11 protein-coding genes and 1 pseudogene are annotated in these 17,701 nt (G+C 41.7%); 4 read left to right on the forward strand and 8 right to left on the reverse strand.

Annotation, left to right across the window (positions count from 1 at the left end; genetic code table 11):
• Positions 1-36 precede the first annotated feature (36 nt).
• The 4 genes from H8S63_RS06435 to H8S63_RS06450 form a co-directional block, all read right to left on the reverse strand.
• Positions 37-2,871 (reverse strand): two-component regulator propeller domain-containing protein, encoded by a 2,835-nt coding sequence (locus H8S63_RS06435; RefSeq protein ID WP_186926187.1) that lies wholly within the window; start codon positions 2,869-2,871, stop codon positions 37-39.
• Between the two features lie 320 nt (positions 2,872-3,191).
• Positions 3,192-5,114 carry an alpha/beta fold hydrolase gene (locus tag H8S63_RS06440; RefSeq protein ID WP_186926189.1) on the reverse strand — a complete coding sequence of 641 codons (1,923 nt, stop codon included), beginning with the start codon at positions 5,112-5,114 and terminating at the stop codon, positions 3,192-3,194.
• Positions 5,115-5,241: 127 nt separating this feature from the next.
• Positions 5,242-7,170: a glycoside hydrolase family 127 protein gene (locus H8S63_RS06445; protein WP_186926191.1), complete on the reverse strand. Its 1,929-nt coding sequence runs from the start codon at positions 7,168-7,170 to the stop codon at positions 5,242-5,244.
• A gap of 76 nt (positions 7,171-7,246) precedes the next feature.
• Entirely contained in the window at positions 7,247-8,857 is a 1,611-nt protein-coding gene (locus H8S63_RS06450) for a hypothetical protein (RefSeq protein ID WP_186926193.1), read from the reverse strand.
• A 153-nt stretch (positions 8,858-9,010) separates the two neighbouring features.
• Between H8S63_RS06450 and H8S63_RS06455 the strand changes: the two genes are divergently transcribed.
• Together H8S63_RS06455 and H8S63_RS06460 are read left to right on the forward strand one after the other, a co-directional pair.
• Positions 9,011-9,793 carry a HipA family kinase gene (locus tag H8S63_RS06455; protein WP_004316035.1) on the forward strand — a complete coding sequence of 261 codons (783 nt, stop codon included), beginning with the start codon at positions 9,011-9,013 and terminating at the stop codon, positions 9,791-9,793.
• The gene (locus H8S63_RS06460) at positions 9,771-10,154 is read left to right on the forward strand and encodes a DUF3037 domain-containing protein (protein ID WP_004316036.1); all 384 of its coding nucleotides are present in this window, start codon (positions 9,771-9,773) and stop codon (positions 10,152-10,154) included. Before H8S63_RS06455 ends, H8S63_RS06460 begins: the two co-directional genes overlap by 23 nt.
• A 112-nt stretch (positions 10,155-10,266) precedes the next feature.
• On the opposite strand, the gene H8S63_RS06465 is transcribed toward H8S63_RS06460, so the two are convergent.
• Together H8S63_RS06465 and H8S63_RS06470 are read right to left on the reverse strand one after the other, a co-directional pair.
• Positions 10,267-12,216: a glycoside hydrolase family 97 protein gene (locus tag H8S63_RS06465; protein ID WP_186926195.1), complete on the reverse strand. Its 1,950-nt coding sequence runs from the start codon at positions 12,214-12,216 to the stop codon at positions 10,267-10,269.
• Between the two features lie 71 nt (positions 12,217-12,287).
• Positions 12,288-13,169, reverse strand: coding sequence for an AraC family transcriptional regulator (locus H8S63_RS06470; protein WP_008020334.1), 882 nt, complete (start codon positions 13,167-13,169; stop codon positions 12,288-12,290).
• Between the two features lie 119 nt (positions 13,170-13,288).
• Here H8S63_RS06470 and H8S63_RS06475 point away from each other — a divergent pair, with 119 nt between their 5' ends.
• On the forward strand, positions 13,289-14,104 hold the full coding sequence (locus H8S63_RS06475) for an SDR family oxidoreductase (protein ID WP_186926197.1): 816 nt from the start codon (positions 13,289-13,291) through the stop codon (positions 14,102-14,104).
• Between the two features lie 35 nt (positions 14,105-14,139).
• Positions 14,140-15,327, forward strand: coding sequence for a mannonate dehydratase (gene uxuA / locus H8S63_RS06480; RefSeq protein WP_186926199.1), 1,188 nt, complete (start codon positions 14,140-14,142; stop codon positions 15,325-15,327).
• A 137-nt stretch (positions 15,328-15,464) separates the two neighbouring features.
• On the opposite strand, the pseudogene H8S63_RS06485 reads toward uxuA, so the two are convergent.
• Together H8S63_RS06485 and H8S63_RS06490 are read right to left on the reverse strand one after the other, a co-directional pair.
• Positions 15,465-15,770 (reverse strand): annotated as a pseudogene (locus tag H8S63_RS06485) (hypothetical protein); the annotation flags it as partial.
• A gap of 500 nt (positions 15,771-16,270) precedes the next feature.
• A complete protein-coding gene (locus H8S63_RS06490; protein WP_370527605.1) occupies positions 16,271-17,695 on the reverse strand; it encodes a glycosyl hydrolase family 28 protein in 1,425 nt (474 codons plus the stop codon).
• Positions 17,696-17,701: the final 6 nt, after the last annotated feature.

The following is a 17,701-nucleotide window of genomic DNA, read 5'->3' on the forward strand; positions in this document are numbered from 1 at the left end:
GTGCAAAATAGATTTCAGAGATAATAAGTCGAAAAGTTACTCTTCTTTGGCTGTTCCGCCTATACTACGGATGTATTCATTCGGAGTAACTCCCGTACTCTTTTTAAATGAACGGAAGAAAGAAGCACGCGAACTAAAACCACAAAGTTCTGCCAGTGCAGTCAAAGTATAGCGGGAATATTGGCTATCCGCTACCATCTTTTTGAATTGGGTAACACGGTATTCATTGATGAAGTCATAGTAAGACTGATTAAGATACTGGTTCAAAAGATACGATAATGAATGTGAAGAAGTATCCAATGCAGAAGCCAAGTCACCCATTTTTAAGTCGGGATTGATATATGGCTTTTCTTTCTCTACATAAGCCACCAGTTTCTTATGAAGTTCTTTACACTCCTCTTCGGTCAGTCTATTGGTCTTATATTTCTCTTCAACAACGGAAGATTGTTGCTCTGAAATTACTTCTGGCTGTTCTACAGTTTGTTCTCTCTGTTGTATTTCCTCCTCCGTTGATGTCGAAATCGACAAAGCAGAAGAAGCAAGCAAACGACGCATACGTTTCCAAACATAATACCGTATAAAGGCTATAATTCCTACGATTAATAAAACGGAAAGTGCCCATCCCCACCAAGGTATCATAGGGCGTACTGTTACTTGACAGCTAGCTTCGGATTGCTCATTTCCCGGAAGACGTACACGGAAAGTATAAGTTCCGGAAGAAAGTCCGTAATAAGAAACTTCGTTCTGTGCAGCCAATAGTTTCCAGTCCTTGTCCACTCCCTCCAATCGATATTCATATAGTAAGGCAGATGGCAGACCATAGGCGAAATCTGTGAAACAGAAAGTCAAATTATTCTGGTTGTATTTCAAAGAGGAACTGGTAAAAGGTACGCCATTAGCCAGTATATCGGTAAATACAATCGGACGAACCTTGCCACGCACTTCGTCCACACGTTTCGGATCAACATAAATTAGTCCTTTGGTGTTACCAAACCACAATAGTCCTTTTTCATCTTTATAAGCGGCTCCATTCGTAAAAGTTGGTCCCGGCACTCCATCATTGAAAGTGAAGGCATCGTACTCTTCCCCTTCTTCTTTGATACGCAACAACCCGTCATTACAGGCTACCCACAGCCAACCCTGGTTATCTTCTATAACAGACATCAGCGAATTGTCAGGAAGCGTAGAAAAGACGGAACGATTCCGAAAACGATCCATCGTTAAAGTAGAGGTAAACAGACTCCCCTTTTCACGAATAAAATAAAGGTTGTGTCCGGCATCTTCATAAATGGTGCGCACCTTATCCCTATGCACAAATCCTTCAGGGAACACATTCGATCGTAAACTTTGAGAAGCAGGATCATATATACACATACCGGTTTCCGTGGCAATCCATCCTTTGCCGGTAGAGTCAAAACTAACTTCATAAACGTTACCTTCTGGCAATTGGGAATTGGCGCTGGTAAAGTGTTTGATCTGTTTTGCCTGTTTATTATAACAGAACAATCCCTGTGAAGTGCCTATCCAGAGATTTCCTTTCTCATCCGGTCGCACACAAAAGATATGTCCTTTCTGAAACAGCTCTGCATCTCCATCTCCTCCCTGGGCAAAATATTTTAGAGATAACGTCTCCGGATTCAACACCATCATGCCTCCGCCATACGTACCAATATAATATTCGCCTTCATAAAAGCAGATTGTCAATATCAAATCCGAAGTCAAAACAGGTTTCACAAAACTCTTTACGACTCCGGTAGTTTCATTTATATAATACAAACCATCACGTGAACCGATGACCTTTTCGTGTCCTCTGTTGACATAAGAACGAATGGAAAGATTGGCAGAGTTAAACAGAGGAGGATAAGCATAAGTTTGGAAAAGACCATTCTGATAAAGTGAGTAATCTAAACCTGCCTGAAAGTGCCCCACCCAAACAGCACCTCTGTCATCCACCAATAGTGAATAAATGGAATTACTGCGAATACCTTCTTTATCACTTACATCGTGACAAAAACGACGTGCCACTTGTTGGGCTTTATGCGAAAGGAAATGAACGCCATTGCCATCTGTTGCTATATATACAGTCTCCTTTCCATCACTGGATATGTCGGAAATGACATCACAGCCTAAAGATACTGTATGCGAAAAGCTCTTTTTGTTTATATCGAAACGAACTACTCCCTGGCTCATTGTACCTAGATAAAGGGTTTCTCCAATACGAGTCAGGCAGCGGAAGTAATCGGCCTCGGGAACATTCTCCTGGAAATGCCAGGAATCAATCTTACCATCTTTCAATGAATAAGAGAATAAACCTTGCACTGTAGCCAGCCATAACGCACTTTTATCTTCATTCAGACAGAGATCCATAATTCGATTACAGGCAGCCAGCATATTCCGGTCGGTCAATACTTGGAGCAATTGCCCGTCCTTTTGGATGAACAGCCCTTTCTCCGTACCGATATAGAGAATATCTCCATCCGGAAGTAAGGTATTTACAGCAAAATCTATCTTTTCGGGAACAATTCTCTCCAGCTGGCCGTTTACACGATTCAGACGCCAAAGTCCGATACCGTTTCCCACCCAAAGCTGATTGTCGGCTGTTTCCGTGATGCAGTTCACCCGTTTCTTCCTTCCGGAATCCACGCCTCGAAATTCATAATGGCGAACTTTCACACCATCAAAACGATCAAGACAATTATCTGTTCCTAGCCATACAAAACCTTCCGAGTCTTTATAAATGGCATTCACCAATAACCCGGACAGTCCATCGGACATGACTACATTACGAAATGTATAATTCTGGGCTTGCAGATTTACACCGCAAGCCAAACACATTATTAAAAGAATCAGATATTTAATCGTGTTCTTCACTTACAACCGCTTCCTTTCATATTAAACATGTGACAAACATACATAAAAATCTCCAAAAGAGCACATTCCTTCTTATAAAAAAAGTCTCCCCTTCGTATCTGTTATATGTGATAAACAAATACGAAGGGGAGAAATTATTTACTCAATGCTATTGAAGATTTATTGATATTTCACTTTCACATGAGCGTTTTTGTAAACAACAGGGAAGTTATTACCATTCACAATAACAGTTGTCGGTTTCTTCTCACTTCTGAACGTTGCATGGAAAAAACAATGCAGGCCTTGTTCTATAATATATTAATCAGTTACAATATTATTCTTTATTGAACGCTTTTCAAAAATTCTTCCAATGCTGCATTAAATTCTTCCGGGCGTTCCATATTCAGCATGTGTCCGCAATCGTCAATTACTTTCAGTTTTCCATTGGGAAGATATTGTAAGATGGGAGGTTCTTTTGAGAATCGGTTACCGGAAGAATGACCTTCAACAATTAAAGCAGGTACATCGGGATGATTCTTTTTCAATTTTTCGATGGCATCCAAACCAGCTACTACCCGTACTTCTTTGTGTAAAGGTTGCCACGCATCCCACTCATCGATCATTTGCCATAGAGACTCACGCATTCGTTCCCGCTGACTTCCTCCTGACTTCATCAATCCTTCAAACCACTCTTTCTTCATCACATCTACCCCTTTCTCTTTCAAAGCAGCAATCTCCTTATCACGTACTCTTGCTTCTTCCGGAGTCATCGGTTCACTTGGGCCTTTCGATTTCCGAATGTTTCCACTGGCTAAAAAAGCAGATAACATCCGGTCAGGGAAATACGCCAACATATCAGCAGTAATAAACCCACCCAAAGAAAGTCCAACGATATGCGCTTTCTTGATGTACAAAGAATCCATCAAAGTAACTAAATCTTCAGCGTGTGTGAATTGATAGTCTTCCGTTTGTGAAGACGAAATGCCATATCCTCTCAAATCATAGCGGATCACACGATATTTTTTTGCCAGTACGGAAAATTGTTCATCCCACATACGATGATCCAAAGAATGACCATGAACAAGAATGACGGGAGCACCTGTGCCGGCTTCCTCATAGTAAAGAGAACCGTTGCCCACTTCAACGCGGCCTTGTTTCACAACCAACGGATGTCCCTTTACAATCTCTGAAACAGTTCTCGAAATTACAGGACTACCATAAAAAGACGAGAAACCATCTTCTTTACTGGAAGCACCAACTACATGAGCAATAAAGAAGCCATAAACGTTCTCCCGTTTATTGATCCATGGGTAAGCACCAGCCCATCCTGGTGAACTAATCTGATAGGCTTCACCTGTCTTTTTATCGATTAATTCACGCCATTCTCCTAATCCGTAGATTCCATTGTGGGATTGTCCTAGCCCTTTCGCTACATAATTATCCGAGTTATTCGAAGGGATTATTGCGTCTTTCACTTGGTCGGCCTGCATTTCCTTTACAGTTTTTGCTGATATAATCCGCTTATCGTTATACATTCCATCATGATAAATCATAGATAGGAAATGAATATAATCGTTCAAGGTAGTACACAGACCACCACCTAACATCGGGGCATGTCCGCCATCTGTATTTATCGGAGTAAAATGAGAATTTTTCATTTCTAATGGCTGTGCTAATAATTCCTGAAAAAGAGTTTCAAACTCTTTCCCCATTGCCACTTCCGCCATTCTTCCGGCAATCTGCATGGCAAGCCCTCCATACTGAAACCGGCTTCCCGGAGTAAAAACCGTATCTAACGGCAATATCTCAATAATGGCGGAATCCAGATGATTGTAATTATCTACACGCGGTTCAGGAAGATAGGGACGCACTCCGGAAGTATGAGATAACAATTGTCGCAAAAGGATTTTTCCTTTGGCATCTCCCTTAAATTCCGGCAACCACTTTTCCACAGGGTCATCCCAGTCCAAACTGGTACTATCCACAACCGCTCCGATAACAGCAGCCGCCACCCATTTTCCGGCAGAGGCTACGTATACTTTTGTATCAGGAGTATAGCTACCATAGTTCTTCTGAAAAATGACAGAATCATTCTTTACTACACAGATAGAAGCACCGGGATAGTACTCTTTACTCACCCATCCTTGAATAACAGAATCTAATAAAGAGAAGTTATAACGACTCCCTTGTACGGATGATACATTGCAGGAACCTGCAATAAAACAGATACTTATAAAAATTATGATTAATAATCTTCCCTTCATTTTCGTTATCTATTAACTTCGTATTAAACACAAATTACACGAACTACGCTGTTGTTTGATGCAATTATATTTGATGCAATTATAATTATAAAACCGCGTAATTCGTGTAATTCGTTCTTAAATTTTTCTATTTCGACTGCAAATCCCAATATACCACATAACGCTGATGATGCAAATCATAAAGCGGACGAATCACATCTCCTTGTTCTGTTGTAAATTCCAGTTCTTTTCCTGTACGCTGCAAAGTACGTTCCGGATGTTTCATATCTACTTTCAATGAGGTACGCAAATCGGCAGGTACATGGAAATTATAAGTATAATAATCATTATAAAGAGCAGGATTAGAGAAAGGTGCGGGAGCCTGCATACCTTCCGTACCCCGTTCTCCGGCAAGCACTAACGGGCCATACAATAAAGCCACTTTATTCGGATTATCGGGAGTGGCTTCCAATTCAATCTGCATCGGGTAAGTAGCCGAGATACGGTCATTATCTTTCCAGTCACGGGTGATAGCGATGTAAGAACCCGACTTTTGTTTTACTGCTACTTTTTTACCGTTCACAAGAACTTCCGCTTTTTTACTCCATGAAGGATATCTTAGATAAACAGTAGTACGAACCGGTTTCTCGGCACGAATAATAAACCGGGTCGTTTCCTCTTTCGGAAATTCCGTTTCCTGGAGAAGGGTTAATCCTTTTTCTTTCCAGGTGACTTGGGAAGGAATAAACAGATTTACGTAGATTCCCTGGTTGTTGTGGTAGTAGATAGCTTCTCCATATTTAGCATGATTTTCGAATCCGCTGCCGACACAACACCAGAAAGAGTTCTCTTTGGTACTATACAGTTTATGTGAGCCCGAAAGTAAGGGTAAGAAATAAGTAACCATTCCTGTTTCCGGATCTTGCTGTCCCAGGATATGATTATATAGTGCCCTTTCATAATAATCGGCAATAGATGAATCGCCCGTCCAACAGAAAAGATGACGACTAAGTTTCAACATATTATAAGTACAGCAGGTTTCTCCGGTATAGCCGGTCAAGTGTTTAGAAAATTTCTTCGGGTCGAAAAAATGCTCCTTATCACTACTGCATCCCGGAGCAAAAGTATGGTGGTCAATCATGGTATGCCAGAAGAATTCCGAGAGCTTTTTGCTGGTCTCATTCTCTGTCAGTTCATAGTTACGCGCTTCGGCTATGACTTTCGGGATAAACGTATTCGTATGTTTGGTTCCCAAATCGTCCCGAAGTTCTTTCAACGGGTCAATTACATCATTATGGTAGAAATATTCAGCCAACCAACGGTAACGTTCATCTCCTGTGATAGCATACAAATTGTAGAATGATTCATTGACACCTCCAAACTCATTGCGTATCATGAGTTTGCGGGTTTCTTCACTAAGTGGTTTCAGTTTGTTATAAGCCCAGTCGCCCATTTTGGTCACTGTTTTCAAAGCCTGCTGATTATCCGCATACAGATATTGGTCTATCAGACCGGAATAAAGCTTATGCAAAGTGTACCAAGGTGCCCAAACACTCTTTCCACGGATATTTCGGTTTATCAGTTCTTCGGGAAAAGCACTTAAATATCCGCCTTTCAAAGCGTTCTGAACTTCGGTCAGCCCGTTGACAAGGCTATCCCCTTTCAGCTTGAAAATCTCACTTCCGGTAGCGGCATACATCAAAGCGTAAGCCGAAAGCAGATGTCCGGTAGTATGTCCGCGAAGTTCACAGTCCAAGGATTCCCAACCACCGAGTTTTTTCACTGTCATATAACCGCCTTCACGACCGGCAAAGACTCCGGCATTTGTCCGGAAACTATGCAACAGACGACTTACGTCAATAGAGGTCATCCATGCGGAATCCCGCAACATATTGCCACGAAAGCGACTCGGTAATAAACGGACGTCTTTCAAATCAAAACTTTCTACCCGAACAGGAGCCACTGTCTCTTTTTTCATTTTCCCCTGGTGCTGTCCGGGGTACACAGATTGAGCCGACGATATAGCCGATACTGCCAATAATGCGATTGCAACTAAAGATTTCTTATTCATAATCATTTTTAATATCCTTATTTATTATTGGATACGAATAGACTCCGCCTATTACTCAATGCAAAAATACGAATTTAATATTTCATGGATAAATGAAAAAACTCCGTTCTACCGGTTCGGCAGTCTGTACTTCCCCTGCCAATCCATATTGCCATGCCACCACAGTCACTTTCAACGGGAACTTACTGCGTGGGGGAATTCGAGTAAATACCAACTTGTTTCCCTCTATTTCTGCCGGCCCTTCTTTCACGTAGTAATATACGGGTAGCCCGCAATCGGAAGTTGCATGTAAAGAGATAGTTTCCGTGCCTTTCTTCACATCGTCAAGACCCGGAAAAAGAATATGCTGGCGTTTACCTTCCGTATTGCGATAAGGAATCCGGAAACTAAGTTCCTGAACTGTGCTTTTATAGTGCTTGTCACCATCATTGCTGGCTAGAAGGCAAATATCTCCCGTACGGCGCTGATTGTACATTCCCATACGGTAAAAACGGACAGTAAAAGTAGTGTCGTTCACTTTCTGAACCGGGCCACAGATACGGGTTATTTCAGGAGAAGTGAGCGAATGTTCGTCAGAAATTGCAGTATGTAAGCTATCCGTATATACAGCTTTCAGATGAAAAGTCAATCCGTCTTTTTCCGGCAGGAAGCGGGCGGCAACTTTCACATGGGATTTGGGATTATATGTGAGTAATTGCCCCTTTTGTACAAAACCTAAATATTGTGGTTTCTTCCCTCTCTCCCGGCGATAGCGTTCTTCCGTCATTTCAGCCATTTCCTTATCGAAATACCAGAATGCATCGTGCGAGTCTCCTTTATACTCTTTATAAGGAGCAGCTTTTGCACGTTTCTTCTGATTCGGATGCCACCTTTCGGCAAGCCAGCCATTCTGCGGATTCAGCTTCTTCAATTCCACAGGCTTATCCAAATCATACGTTGCGGGCATACGATATTCCAGTGCTTTCTTTAAGAACAACGCAATATAACCAGCGGTACGGTCGGCTATATCGAAATGCCCGCGTCCTGTGTCACAAAGGAAAGAGACACAACTTTTAGGATACATCATACGGAATGCCAAAGCCGGATTTACACGGTCTTCCCACCATTCGTATTCGCCTTCAATCATCAATCCAGGGATGCCGTCAATCGTACGTTTCCCCCACTCCATATTGTCACGACCATATCCGGTAAGGTTAGTGCGTGGCGCATCTCCATGCAAAGAGATAATGGCTAATGTGCGGTCGGGATTCCAGGCTGCAAAGTTCCACGGATAGGTAGCCATTGCCGAATGTCCGAACGGAACAATCGGAGCATATTTCAATTCACTATAGCCACTGACATTCGCAAAATCCTCCATCATCTTTTCAAAAGCTTCCTGACATCCGGTACTTATATCCCATCTTTGATCCCATCCGGGAGTAATCCATATCAGTGCTATACCCGTTTCTGATAATCTTTCACGAAATAGAAAATTTTCAAACAAAGTCTCCTCTGTCATATTATGATTGCCTATTATCACAGCTTTCACTTGAGTACAATCGGAAGGTATCCACAAGAATGCTTGCGGATGATCGTTCGTTTCGTTGGAAATAATATCTGGCAGCTGTACAGACCACTGCCATTCGGCTGCCATATTGCTGGGTAACAGAATAACGGACATTATTCCAAACACCAAAAATCGAAGTAGTTTCATGTTTAATTTATTTATCATTGTTTTATATAATACGCAGCAGGAAGAAAGTATACTCAACCGAAAAATACAAAAAAACTATTATTATAGGAAGCCTTTCACTGACTATTCCATAAAAACGTTGTATCTTTATTCTCAATTTAAGAAAGGAGTGATATGGATTTACGTACAGCAAACGTAACAAGATACATTCTTCCCTTGCGGGAAGGAGGGTCATTGCCGGCTTTGGCTGAAGCGGATGATGAATTTAAATATGTCGTAAAATTCAGAGGAGCAGGACATGGGACTAAAGCCCTTATTGCCGAATTGATAGGGGGAGAAATAGCCCGTACACTGGGATTCAGAGTTCCGGAGATTATATTTTTGAATCTGGATGAGGCTTTCGGACGGACAGAAGCGGATGAAGAAATACAGGATTTACTGCAATGGAGCCGTGGGTTGAACATGGGTCTGCATTTCCTGTCCGGTTCATTGACGTTCGACCCTGTTGTGCATAAGGTGGACGGTAAAACTGCTTCGCAAATTGTATGGCTGGATGCATTATTGACCAATGTAGACCGTACAATCAAGAATACGAATATGCTGATGTGGCATAAAGAATTGTGGTTAATTGATCATGGAGCTTCCCTTTATTTCCATCATTCGTGGACGAATTGGCAGAAACACGCACTTAGTCCGTTCGTACAAATAAAAGATCATGTACTATTGCCGTTTGCCGATCAGCTGGAAGAAGTAGACGCAACATTCAAACAACTACTTACCGATGACAAGATACGGGAGATAGTCAATGCCGTCCCTGACGACTGGCTGAACTGGACGGAAGGACAGGAAACTCCGCAAGACTTGAGAGATGTTTATATTCAATTTTTAGAAGAAAGGATCAAGCATTCCGAAATATTTGTAAATGAAGCGCAAAATGCAAGAAAGGCACTTATATGAATACGCAGTTATCCGTTTCGTTCCTAAAGTAGAACGTGAGGAATTTATTAATGTAGGTATTGTACTGTTTTCCAAACGGTGCAAATATCTCAAATCTCTTTATACAATAGATGAAAACAAATTGAAACTGTTCTCTTCCGAATTGGACATCAACTGTCTGATAGAAGGTCTGAAAGTCTTCGACAAGATTTGTCAGGGAAATAAAGAAGGAGGAGTTATTGCCAATATGGATATTCCGGACCGCTTCCGGTGGCTGACTGCGGTAAAAAGCTCCTGTATTCAAGTGTCCCGTCCTCATCCGGGATTCTCTACAGATTTAGATAATACTTTAGAAAGGTTGTTCAAGGAATTGGTTCTTTAATTCCTTGAATAACCTTTCCACTCAATGAATGAGAAAACTCTCCTCTTCTCTCATTACGACCCGGAAATGGTGAAGTGGTTGATTAATTATAGCAAATGAAACATAAACTTGCCTACTTAAGCGGAATAAAATGCAATGCGGCTCCGCCACTTGCTTTTAGCTTCAAAACAAGCTTATCTCCGGCTTTTATCTTCTTATGAGTACTGCGTACTTTCGTTCGTGTATTCAGCTTGTCATCATCTTCGTACAGATGAAGCATATACTTCTTACCCGGTTCCAGAAAATCCGTAGTCAATGTAATTGTGCGGGCTTCCGTATTCGTCATTGCTCCTACAAACCAGTCATTCCCCGAACGACGTGCTTGAACGATATATTCTCCGATTTCACCATCCAGTGCACGGCTATCATCCCAAACGGTTGGAATTGCTTTCCAGAATTCCAGTTCTTCTTCTCCTTTATAAAATTCAGGCCGGTCATACCAGAACATAAACTGCAAAGGACTGTAATACACTGCTGCCATTGCCAACTGATGCGCTTTCGTATTCTTCACTCTGCCATTAAAATAACACAGTGTATAATCCGCAGCGCCTGCCAGGAAACGTGTATACGGAAGAATCGTGTTATGTAAAGCATCCGGCATCTCTTCATTGCCACCAATGCCTTCCTGTGTCATCAAGTTAGGATAAGTACGGCTGAAACCTGTCGGACGATATTCGTCATGAATATCTACCATCAGACCATATTCTCCACATTTACGAACTGCATCATGCAGCCAAGTACTCCAACGCTGATTACCTATCTGTACAAAACCGAACTTGATACCTTTCAATCCCCATTTTTTATACAAAGGCAACAGAGTATCCAACTGCTGCACTAATGCACGCTGATTGACATACACCATAAGTCCGATTCCTTTCGATTCGGCATATTTACACAAAGCGGGTATATCAAGGTCTTTATCAGGAGAAACAGTAGTAGCGTCCGAACTCATTTTCATCTCTGGTCCGTACCAGCCTGCATCCATGTGCACATACTGAATACCACGTTCTGCCGCAAAGTCAATGGCTGCTTTTACTCTATCTTGTTTCAAGTCGCCCGAACGGAATACTTTCCCGGGTTTAATCCAAGAAGTATCAGCCAGCTTACAAGCCGGATTCAGATTCAAGACAATATCATTGTTATTAATTAAATCGACCGGACGTTCGCCAACCATGATTACACGCCACGGAGTGCTGTAAGGAGAAATAATATCAACGCTACTATACAGGCTTGTCTCCAAAGTGGAAGGTTTCTCTGCCGATAAACGGAATTTACCACGAACATAATCCACCATTTCCGCTTCCAACAAAGCTACAGATAATCCATCAGGCAGTTTCAAGGTCAAAGGACGCTCACTCTCCTCTTTGCCCCATCCTTCCAACGGACGAAGTTCATAAGGTCCTTGCGCCCAACGTTCATAATACGCCATCGTTCCTTCAGGCATTGTGAAGCTAGTCTGCTCACCGACGATATGCAAGAAAAGCCCGTTTGTCATTTCCGGAAAATGATAGCGGAAAGCAACTCCTTCATTATAGGCGCGAACTATGATATTCATAAAGTAATTCTTACGCTTATCATAACCACCGTCCTGATTGCCATTTCCTTCTCCCTTCTTGAGTTTCAAAGTCATCTCATTGTAGCAATCACGTACTTCCGCACGTTCGCCATATACAGGCTTCCATCTCTCGTCCGTCTTTTGATGTTCAGTCTCTGTCAACTTCAGATTCTCACACCAAAAATGACAAGTATCATTCGGTATACCCAATGCCGATTCAAATAACTGATTTTCAATCAGAACACCCAGTTTACTTTCTTCAATCACCGGACGATTCTTATAAGTCAAGGTATAATACATTTGTGCATTATCCTCTCCCACCGCACGTTGATAAAAGGTAAAACGATAAGCTCCATCAGGAGACGTCAGTTCCTGACGGGTTTCTGTCATCACATCTTGCGCTTTTACCAATGCCGGCATCACCAACAACAAAAGCAAAATTCTTTTCTTCATTCTATTTACGTTCATGTTTATTCATCTTTCCTAATTATATACGAACGAGGAAGAAATTATACTCAAATGTTTATTGCCTGAAAAGCTTATTCCATCTGTTCCCTATAAAAAGTAGGTGTCATTCCTGTCACCCTTTTAAAAATGCGGTTAAAATGTACAGGTGATTCAAATCCGCAAGTAGCACTGATTTGAGATATATTCATCATACTACTATTCAATAGTTTACAAGCATATCCGATACGCATATCAAGTACATACTCTTTGAATGTCTTTCCTGTGTTTTCTTTAAAGTATCGGCAGAAAGCAGCAGGGTTCATCGCTGTATAAGAAGCAATTTCATCCAGACCGATAGACTCGGTATAATGTTTATTCAAATAGGCAATCACCTTTTCCATTCTTTCATTACGCATAATAGAGGGGGACGGAGTATAATGAGAAGTAGTCAGATATTTCTTATGATTACTGGTAGCCATCATCTGTAGAAGTGAAAGCAACAGGATGATTTGATCTGCTCCTTTGGCAGAAGGAATTTGTTCCAATAACTTAATGATTTTCCCCGAACGGGTAATTGTGAATTTAATTCCTCTGCAAGCATCCTCCAATAAATTCCTGATAGGAATAAACTGGGAGTATTGAGAAATAGAATAATGCATAAAATCTTTCTCAAACTGAATATTGACTCCTCTTACTTTCGGTTCGGATTTTTCTTCGTTATCAGATTCTTCCCCGCCGTCCGGTGGACTTTGCATACTATGAGGCAGTTCGGAACCAAAAAGAATCAAATCACCTTTTGAATAGGAGATAATGCTGTCACCCACCAGACAATCCCCCTCTCCCTTTTCCACATAAATAATTTCATACTCACTATGAAAATGCCACGGATACGTGAAACGTGGATATTCATAAAAGCGGGCACGGACGGGATTGGAAGTCGTAATAGTCAACTTCTCATTCATTATCTTCTTCATAAATCTCCTTTCTAAACTGCTTTTGCAAAGATAGGTAAATATCTTGCAAAAATACGCATCATAGCATGTATAAAAACCCGCTATTTTTGCATCATTCATAAAAACATTTGATAGAAACCATGAACGAATTATTTAGTATTGCCGGTAAAGTTGCTGTTATTACCGGAGCAGGTGGTGTATTGGGCGGAAATATTGCCCAACACTTTGTACAGCAGGGAGCAAAGGTTGTAGCTATTGACATTCGTCAGGAGCAACTGGACAACCGTGTGGCTGAACTTAAGCAATATGGTAACGATGTAATCGGCATCATCGGTAATGTACTTGACATCGCCAGCCTGGAGAAAGTAGCCGAAGAAGTCGTTGCCAAATGGGGAAAGATCGATATTCTATTGAACATTGCCGGTGGCAATATGCCGGGAGCCACTCTCGAACCGGATCAGCACTTCTATGATATGGACATCTCTTGCTGGGAAAAAGTGACTAACCTGAATATGAACGGAACGGTTTATCCGTCTATGATATTCGGTAAAGTAATGGCAAAACAAGGCAAAGGATGTATTATTAATGTATCCTCAATGGCAGCATACAGCGCTATCACCCGCGTACCGGGATATTCGGCTGCAAAAACTGCCGTAGCCAATTTCACTCAATGGCTGGCAAGCGAAATGGCACTTAAATACGGTGATGGTATCCGTGTAAACGCTATTGCACCGGGCTTCTTCATCGGCGACCAAAACCGTCGTGTACTCATCAATCCAGATGGTTCATTGACAGATAGAAGCAAGAAAGTATTGGCTAAAACTCCAATGAAACGTTTCGGTGACATCAAAGAGTTGAATGGTGCAGTGCATTTCCTGTGTAGTGAAGCCGCTAGCTTCGTAACCGGAGCAATGTTACCTATTGATGGTGGTTTCAGTGCATTCAGCGGAGTTTAAGCAATAAATAACAGCCTGTTATAAAGAGAAAGACTATGATGGAAAAGACTTGGAGATGGTTCGGCAAAAAGGATAAGATAACCTTGCCGATGCTCCGACAAATAGGGGTAGAAGGGATTGTCACTGCCCTGCATGATGTACCGAATGGTGAAATATGGACAGTAGAAGCTATTAACGATTTGAAATCATACATCGAATCTTATGGTTTACGTTGGTCGGTAGTGGAAAGTCTTCCTGTATGCGAAGCAATCAAATACGCAGGAGCGGAACGTGAACAGTTAATTGAAAACTACAAAATAAGCCTTGCCAATTTGGGCAAATGCGGTATAAAGACAGTATGTTACAACTTCATGCCCGTTATCGACTGGATACGTACAGACTTGCAACACCCTTGGCCGGACGGTACCAGTTCCCTGTATTACGACCGTATCCGCTTCGCTTATTTCGACATCCGAATCCTGGAACGTGAAGGAGCTGGAAAGGATTATACTGAAGAAGAACTTCAGAAAGTTGCCGAGCTAGATAAGGTTATCACAGAAGCAGAAAAAGACGCTTTGATTGATACGATCATTGTCAAGACTCAAGGTTTTGTTAATGGCAATATCAAAGAAGGAGATAAAAATCCGGTTTCCATCTTCAAGCGGTTACTTGCTTTGTACAAAGATATAGACCGGGATGCTTTGCGTGAAAATATGTGTTACTTCTTATCTGCAATCATGCCTGTATGCGAAGAATATGGAGTTAATATGTGCGTACATCCGGACGACCCTCCATTCCAGGTATTAGGTTTACCACGTATCGTTACCAATGAAAATGATATTGAATGGTTTCTGAATGCCGTAAATAATCCTCATAATGGATTGACTTTCTGTGCAGGCTCTTTGAGTGCAGGCGAGCATAACGATACACGTGAGTTGGCTAAGAAATTTGCAAAAAGAACTCATTTCGTACATCTGCGCAGCACAGCTGCCATGCAAGGTGGAAACTTCATTGAAAGCTCCCATCTTACGGGAAGAGGACATCTGATTGACCTTATCCGTATCTTCGAAAATGAGAATCCGGGATTACCGATGCGTGTAGACCACGGACGAATGATGCTGGGAGATGAAGATAAAGGCTACAACCCGGGATATTCTTTCCACGGACGTATGCTGGCTCTTGCACAGGTAGAAGGAATGATGGCTGTGGTGGATGATGAGAAAGAACGACAGATAATATTATAATCATTACAGTATTCACAATAATAAAGGCTTCGTGAAAATCAAAGCTAAAACAGCCTTGATCTCATGAAGCCTTTAATTTATCATTTTATTAATATCTGTTTAGTCTTGCCCCCTCTCAAAACCAAAGCAAGTTGTTACAAAAGAATATTTGTTTTCGGGTCGATGGTCTTGTCGAGGATATAGGAAATATATCGTTTCATGGCGTCATAGTGTTCAGCCAAGAGAACTTTGTCTCCGTATTGCAGGTAACACTCCCAAGGAACTGTGATTCCGGCACTTCCCCACAGCAAACCACCGAATCCTCCACCCAAAGGAGCAATGTCCGGAAAGCGACCATCTTCCCGCTGTACATCACGCATAGAACGAAGGTATCTTCTCAAAAATTGAGGTACGTCCACCAGGTACGTAGCCGTACGGGAGAATACTGAAATATCTCCTGTAAAGGTTGCTCCTCCGCTCCACCATCCTTCGGACAGCAAAGCACCGAGTGCATTTTGACCGGAATACCCCACATCTCCTACCACCGGAAAAGCGATAAAGTCACCGCCCTGCCCTAAAGGATTCAGATTGACAGAGCCAATCTGCTTGTCGGTATTGTCCACACTGTTTACTGCCATACTTCATCTATTAACCTTTAATCAAACAGAGAAGCTTACAGCAGTGAGCTCTTCTATCCACAAATGTAAGCCCAAAAGCCCACTGCTGTGAGCCTGTCTATTCACACCTGTAAGCTCTTGAGAAACAAGACAGCTTGCAAGAAGAATATAAGGAGCCATCATTACAATACTACAGGCCGACATAATATCCAACGGGGTATGAGAGCAAAAGTTACCCTCATGCTACCATCATACTTACCCTCATAGCTCAAGCACCGATGAATAAAGGGATTCAAGAGACTATGAGGGTATGACAGCAAAATTGAATAAAACTTTTAGTTGAAAAGTTACTTTATTCTCACTTTTCCTACAAAATCTTTCTTATCCACGTTCAACTCTTCCAATGTAGTCACCCGTTTACCGTTCAATACGATATTCTCGAACAGAATATTCTCTACTTTGCGGTTCTTATCATAACCTTCTATCAAGGAAGGATTGATATACTTGCCTGTACAAGAGATATTACGGAACACAATATCCTTCACGCCTCTTCCCGGACCGGTATTATACTTTTGGTTATACATCACACGAAGATGGAACAATTGCCCTTCCTGAATATTTTCGACCCGAATATCCTCGAACGTTATGTTGCGTGCCAAGTTATGGTCTCCAACGTTGATGGTCATACATCCTTGATAATTGCGGTCGTCTTCATCATGCTCCAAGATATCGATATTTTTGAATAACATATCTTCGAGCACTTCATCTTCCGTCTTTGTATTGCCATGCGTACCGATATTAATGGGGTGCGCAATATCAGCCCAAAGAGTAGAATTCTGAACACGTACTTTCCGGCAATCTCCATAATAATTCCAACGGTGAGTATAGAAAGCAAGACAATCATCGGAATTACGCAGAAACACATCATCAATGACAATATCGGAGCAAGACATGAAATCCAGTCCGTCACTCCACCCTTGATAGCTGAATGATTTCAGGTTTTTGATGGTTATTCCTTGACTTTGTCCGCCGGAAACGGTATAGTGACGTGAATTGACAACAGTAATTCCATCAATCAATACATTTTTGGAATATGCCACCGATATGCCCTGTTGCGGTTCGAGCAACATACCATATCCCAGAATCTTCACATTTTCTACGCTGTCACAATTAAGACAGCCTTTCAGCACTGCCCCACCTTCCAAATAGACCGTAGTGTTGGAAGGAATACGGAAGCACTTGCCTGCCGCATCGGTAGGTTCATGGATACCGGACTCAAAATACATCACGTTCGGATCATTCTTATCAGGTATATCCTTAATTATCGGATTGGCAAATACGTGCAGATTATTCAAACGGTCACCGTTAAATTCTACAGATAGTTTTTGTGGCTTATCCAATGTGAACAGCAGAAAGTTTCCGTCTATCTTCGGCTGAATGCCTTTAGATAGTGGACGTACTATTGCCGAACGGATCTCTCCATTGTTCTTCCGTATTAATACTTCCACTTTACCGGAAAAATCAAACTGCACCATAGTTGCATCCGATTTTGTATCCATATCCACCTTTACGTTATATTCGAAAAGATCTACCCAATCTTTTTCACCTGCTTGCCGTACTTTTACTGTGTAGTCGTCGTTGTGACGGGCATAGTAAATACCTTGCGGGACAGGGTATACGAGTATTTCCGCCCGTAAAATACTATTCCACCCTAACAACAATAAAAATACAACTATTAACTTTAATGATATCTTCATATTAAATAAATTCATTAAACA

The organism is Bacteroides sp. NSJ-39 (assembly GCF_014287315.1).
Taxonomy (GTDB): Bacteria; Bacteroidota; Bacteroidia; order Bacteroidales; family Bacteroidaceae; genus Bacteroides; species Bacteroides finegoldii.

What these genes read in the sequence shown, in the direction of transcription:
- H8S63_RS06440 (WP_186926189.1), bottom strand. Translation starts at nt 5,114, where the DNA reads ATGAAGGGAAGATTATTAATCATAATTTTTATAAGTATCTGTTTTATT.
- H8S63_RS06445 (WP_186926191.1), bottom strand. Translation starts at nt 7,170, where the DNA reads ATGATTATGAATAAGAAATCTTTAGTTGCAATCGCATTATTGGCAGTA.
- H8S63_RS06450 (WP_186926193.1), bottom strand. Translation starts at nt 8,857, where the DNA reads ATGAAACTACTTCGATTTTTGGTGTTTGGAATAATGTCCGTTATTCTG.
- H8S63_RS06455 (WP_004316035.1), top strand. Translation starts at nt 9,011, where the DNA reads ATGGATTTACGTACAGCAAACGTAACAAGATACATTCTTCCCTTGCGG.
- H8S63_RS06460 (WP_004316036.1), top strand. Translation starts at nt 9,771, where the DNA reads ATGCAAGAAAGGCACTTATATGAATACGCAGTTATCCGTTTCGTTCCT.
- H8S63_RS06465 (WP_186926195.1), bottom strand. Translation starts at nt 12,216, where the DNA reads ATGAACGTAAATAGAATGAAGAAAAGAATTTTGCTTTTGTTGTTGGTG.
- H8S63_RS06470 (WP_008020334.1), bottom strand. Translation starts at nt 13,169, where the DNA reads ATGAAGAAGATAATGAATGAGAAGTTGACTATTACGACTTCCAATCCC.
- H8S63_RS06475 (WP_186926197.1), top strand. Translation starts at nt 13,289, where the DNA reads ATGAACGAATTATTTAGTATTGCCGGTAAAGTTGCTGTTATTACCGGA.
- uxuA (WP_186926199.1), top strand. Translation starts at nt 14,140, where the DNA reads ATGATGGAAAAGACTTGGAGATGGTTCGGCAAAAAGGATAAGATAACC.
- H8S63_RS06490 (WP_370527605.1), bottom strand. Translation starts at nt 17,695, where the DNA reads ATGAATTTATTTAATATGAAGATATCATTAAAGTTAATAGTTGTATTT.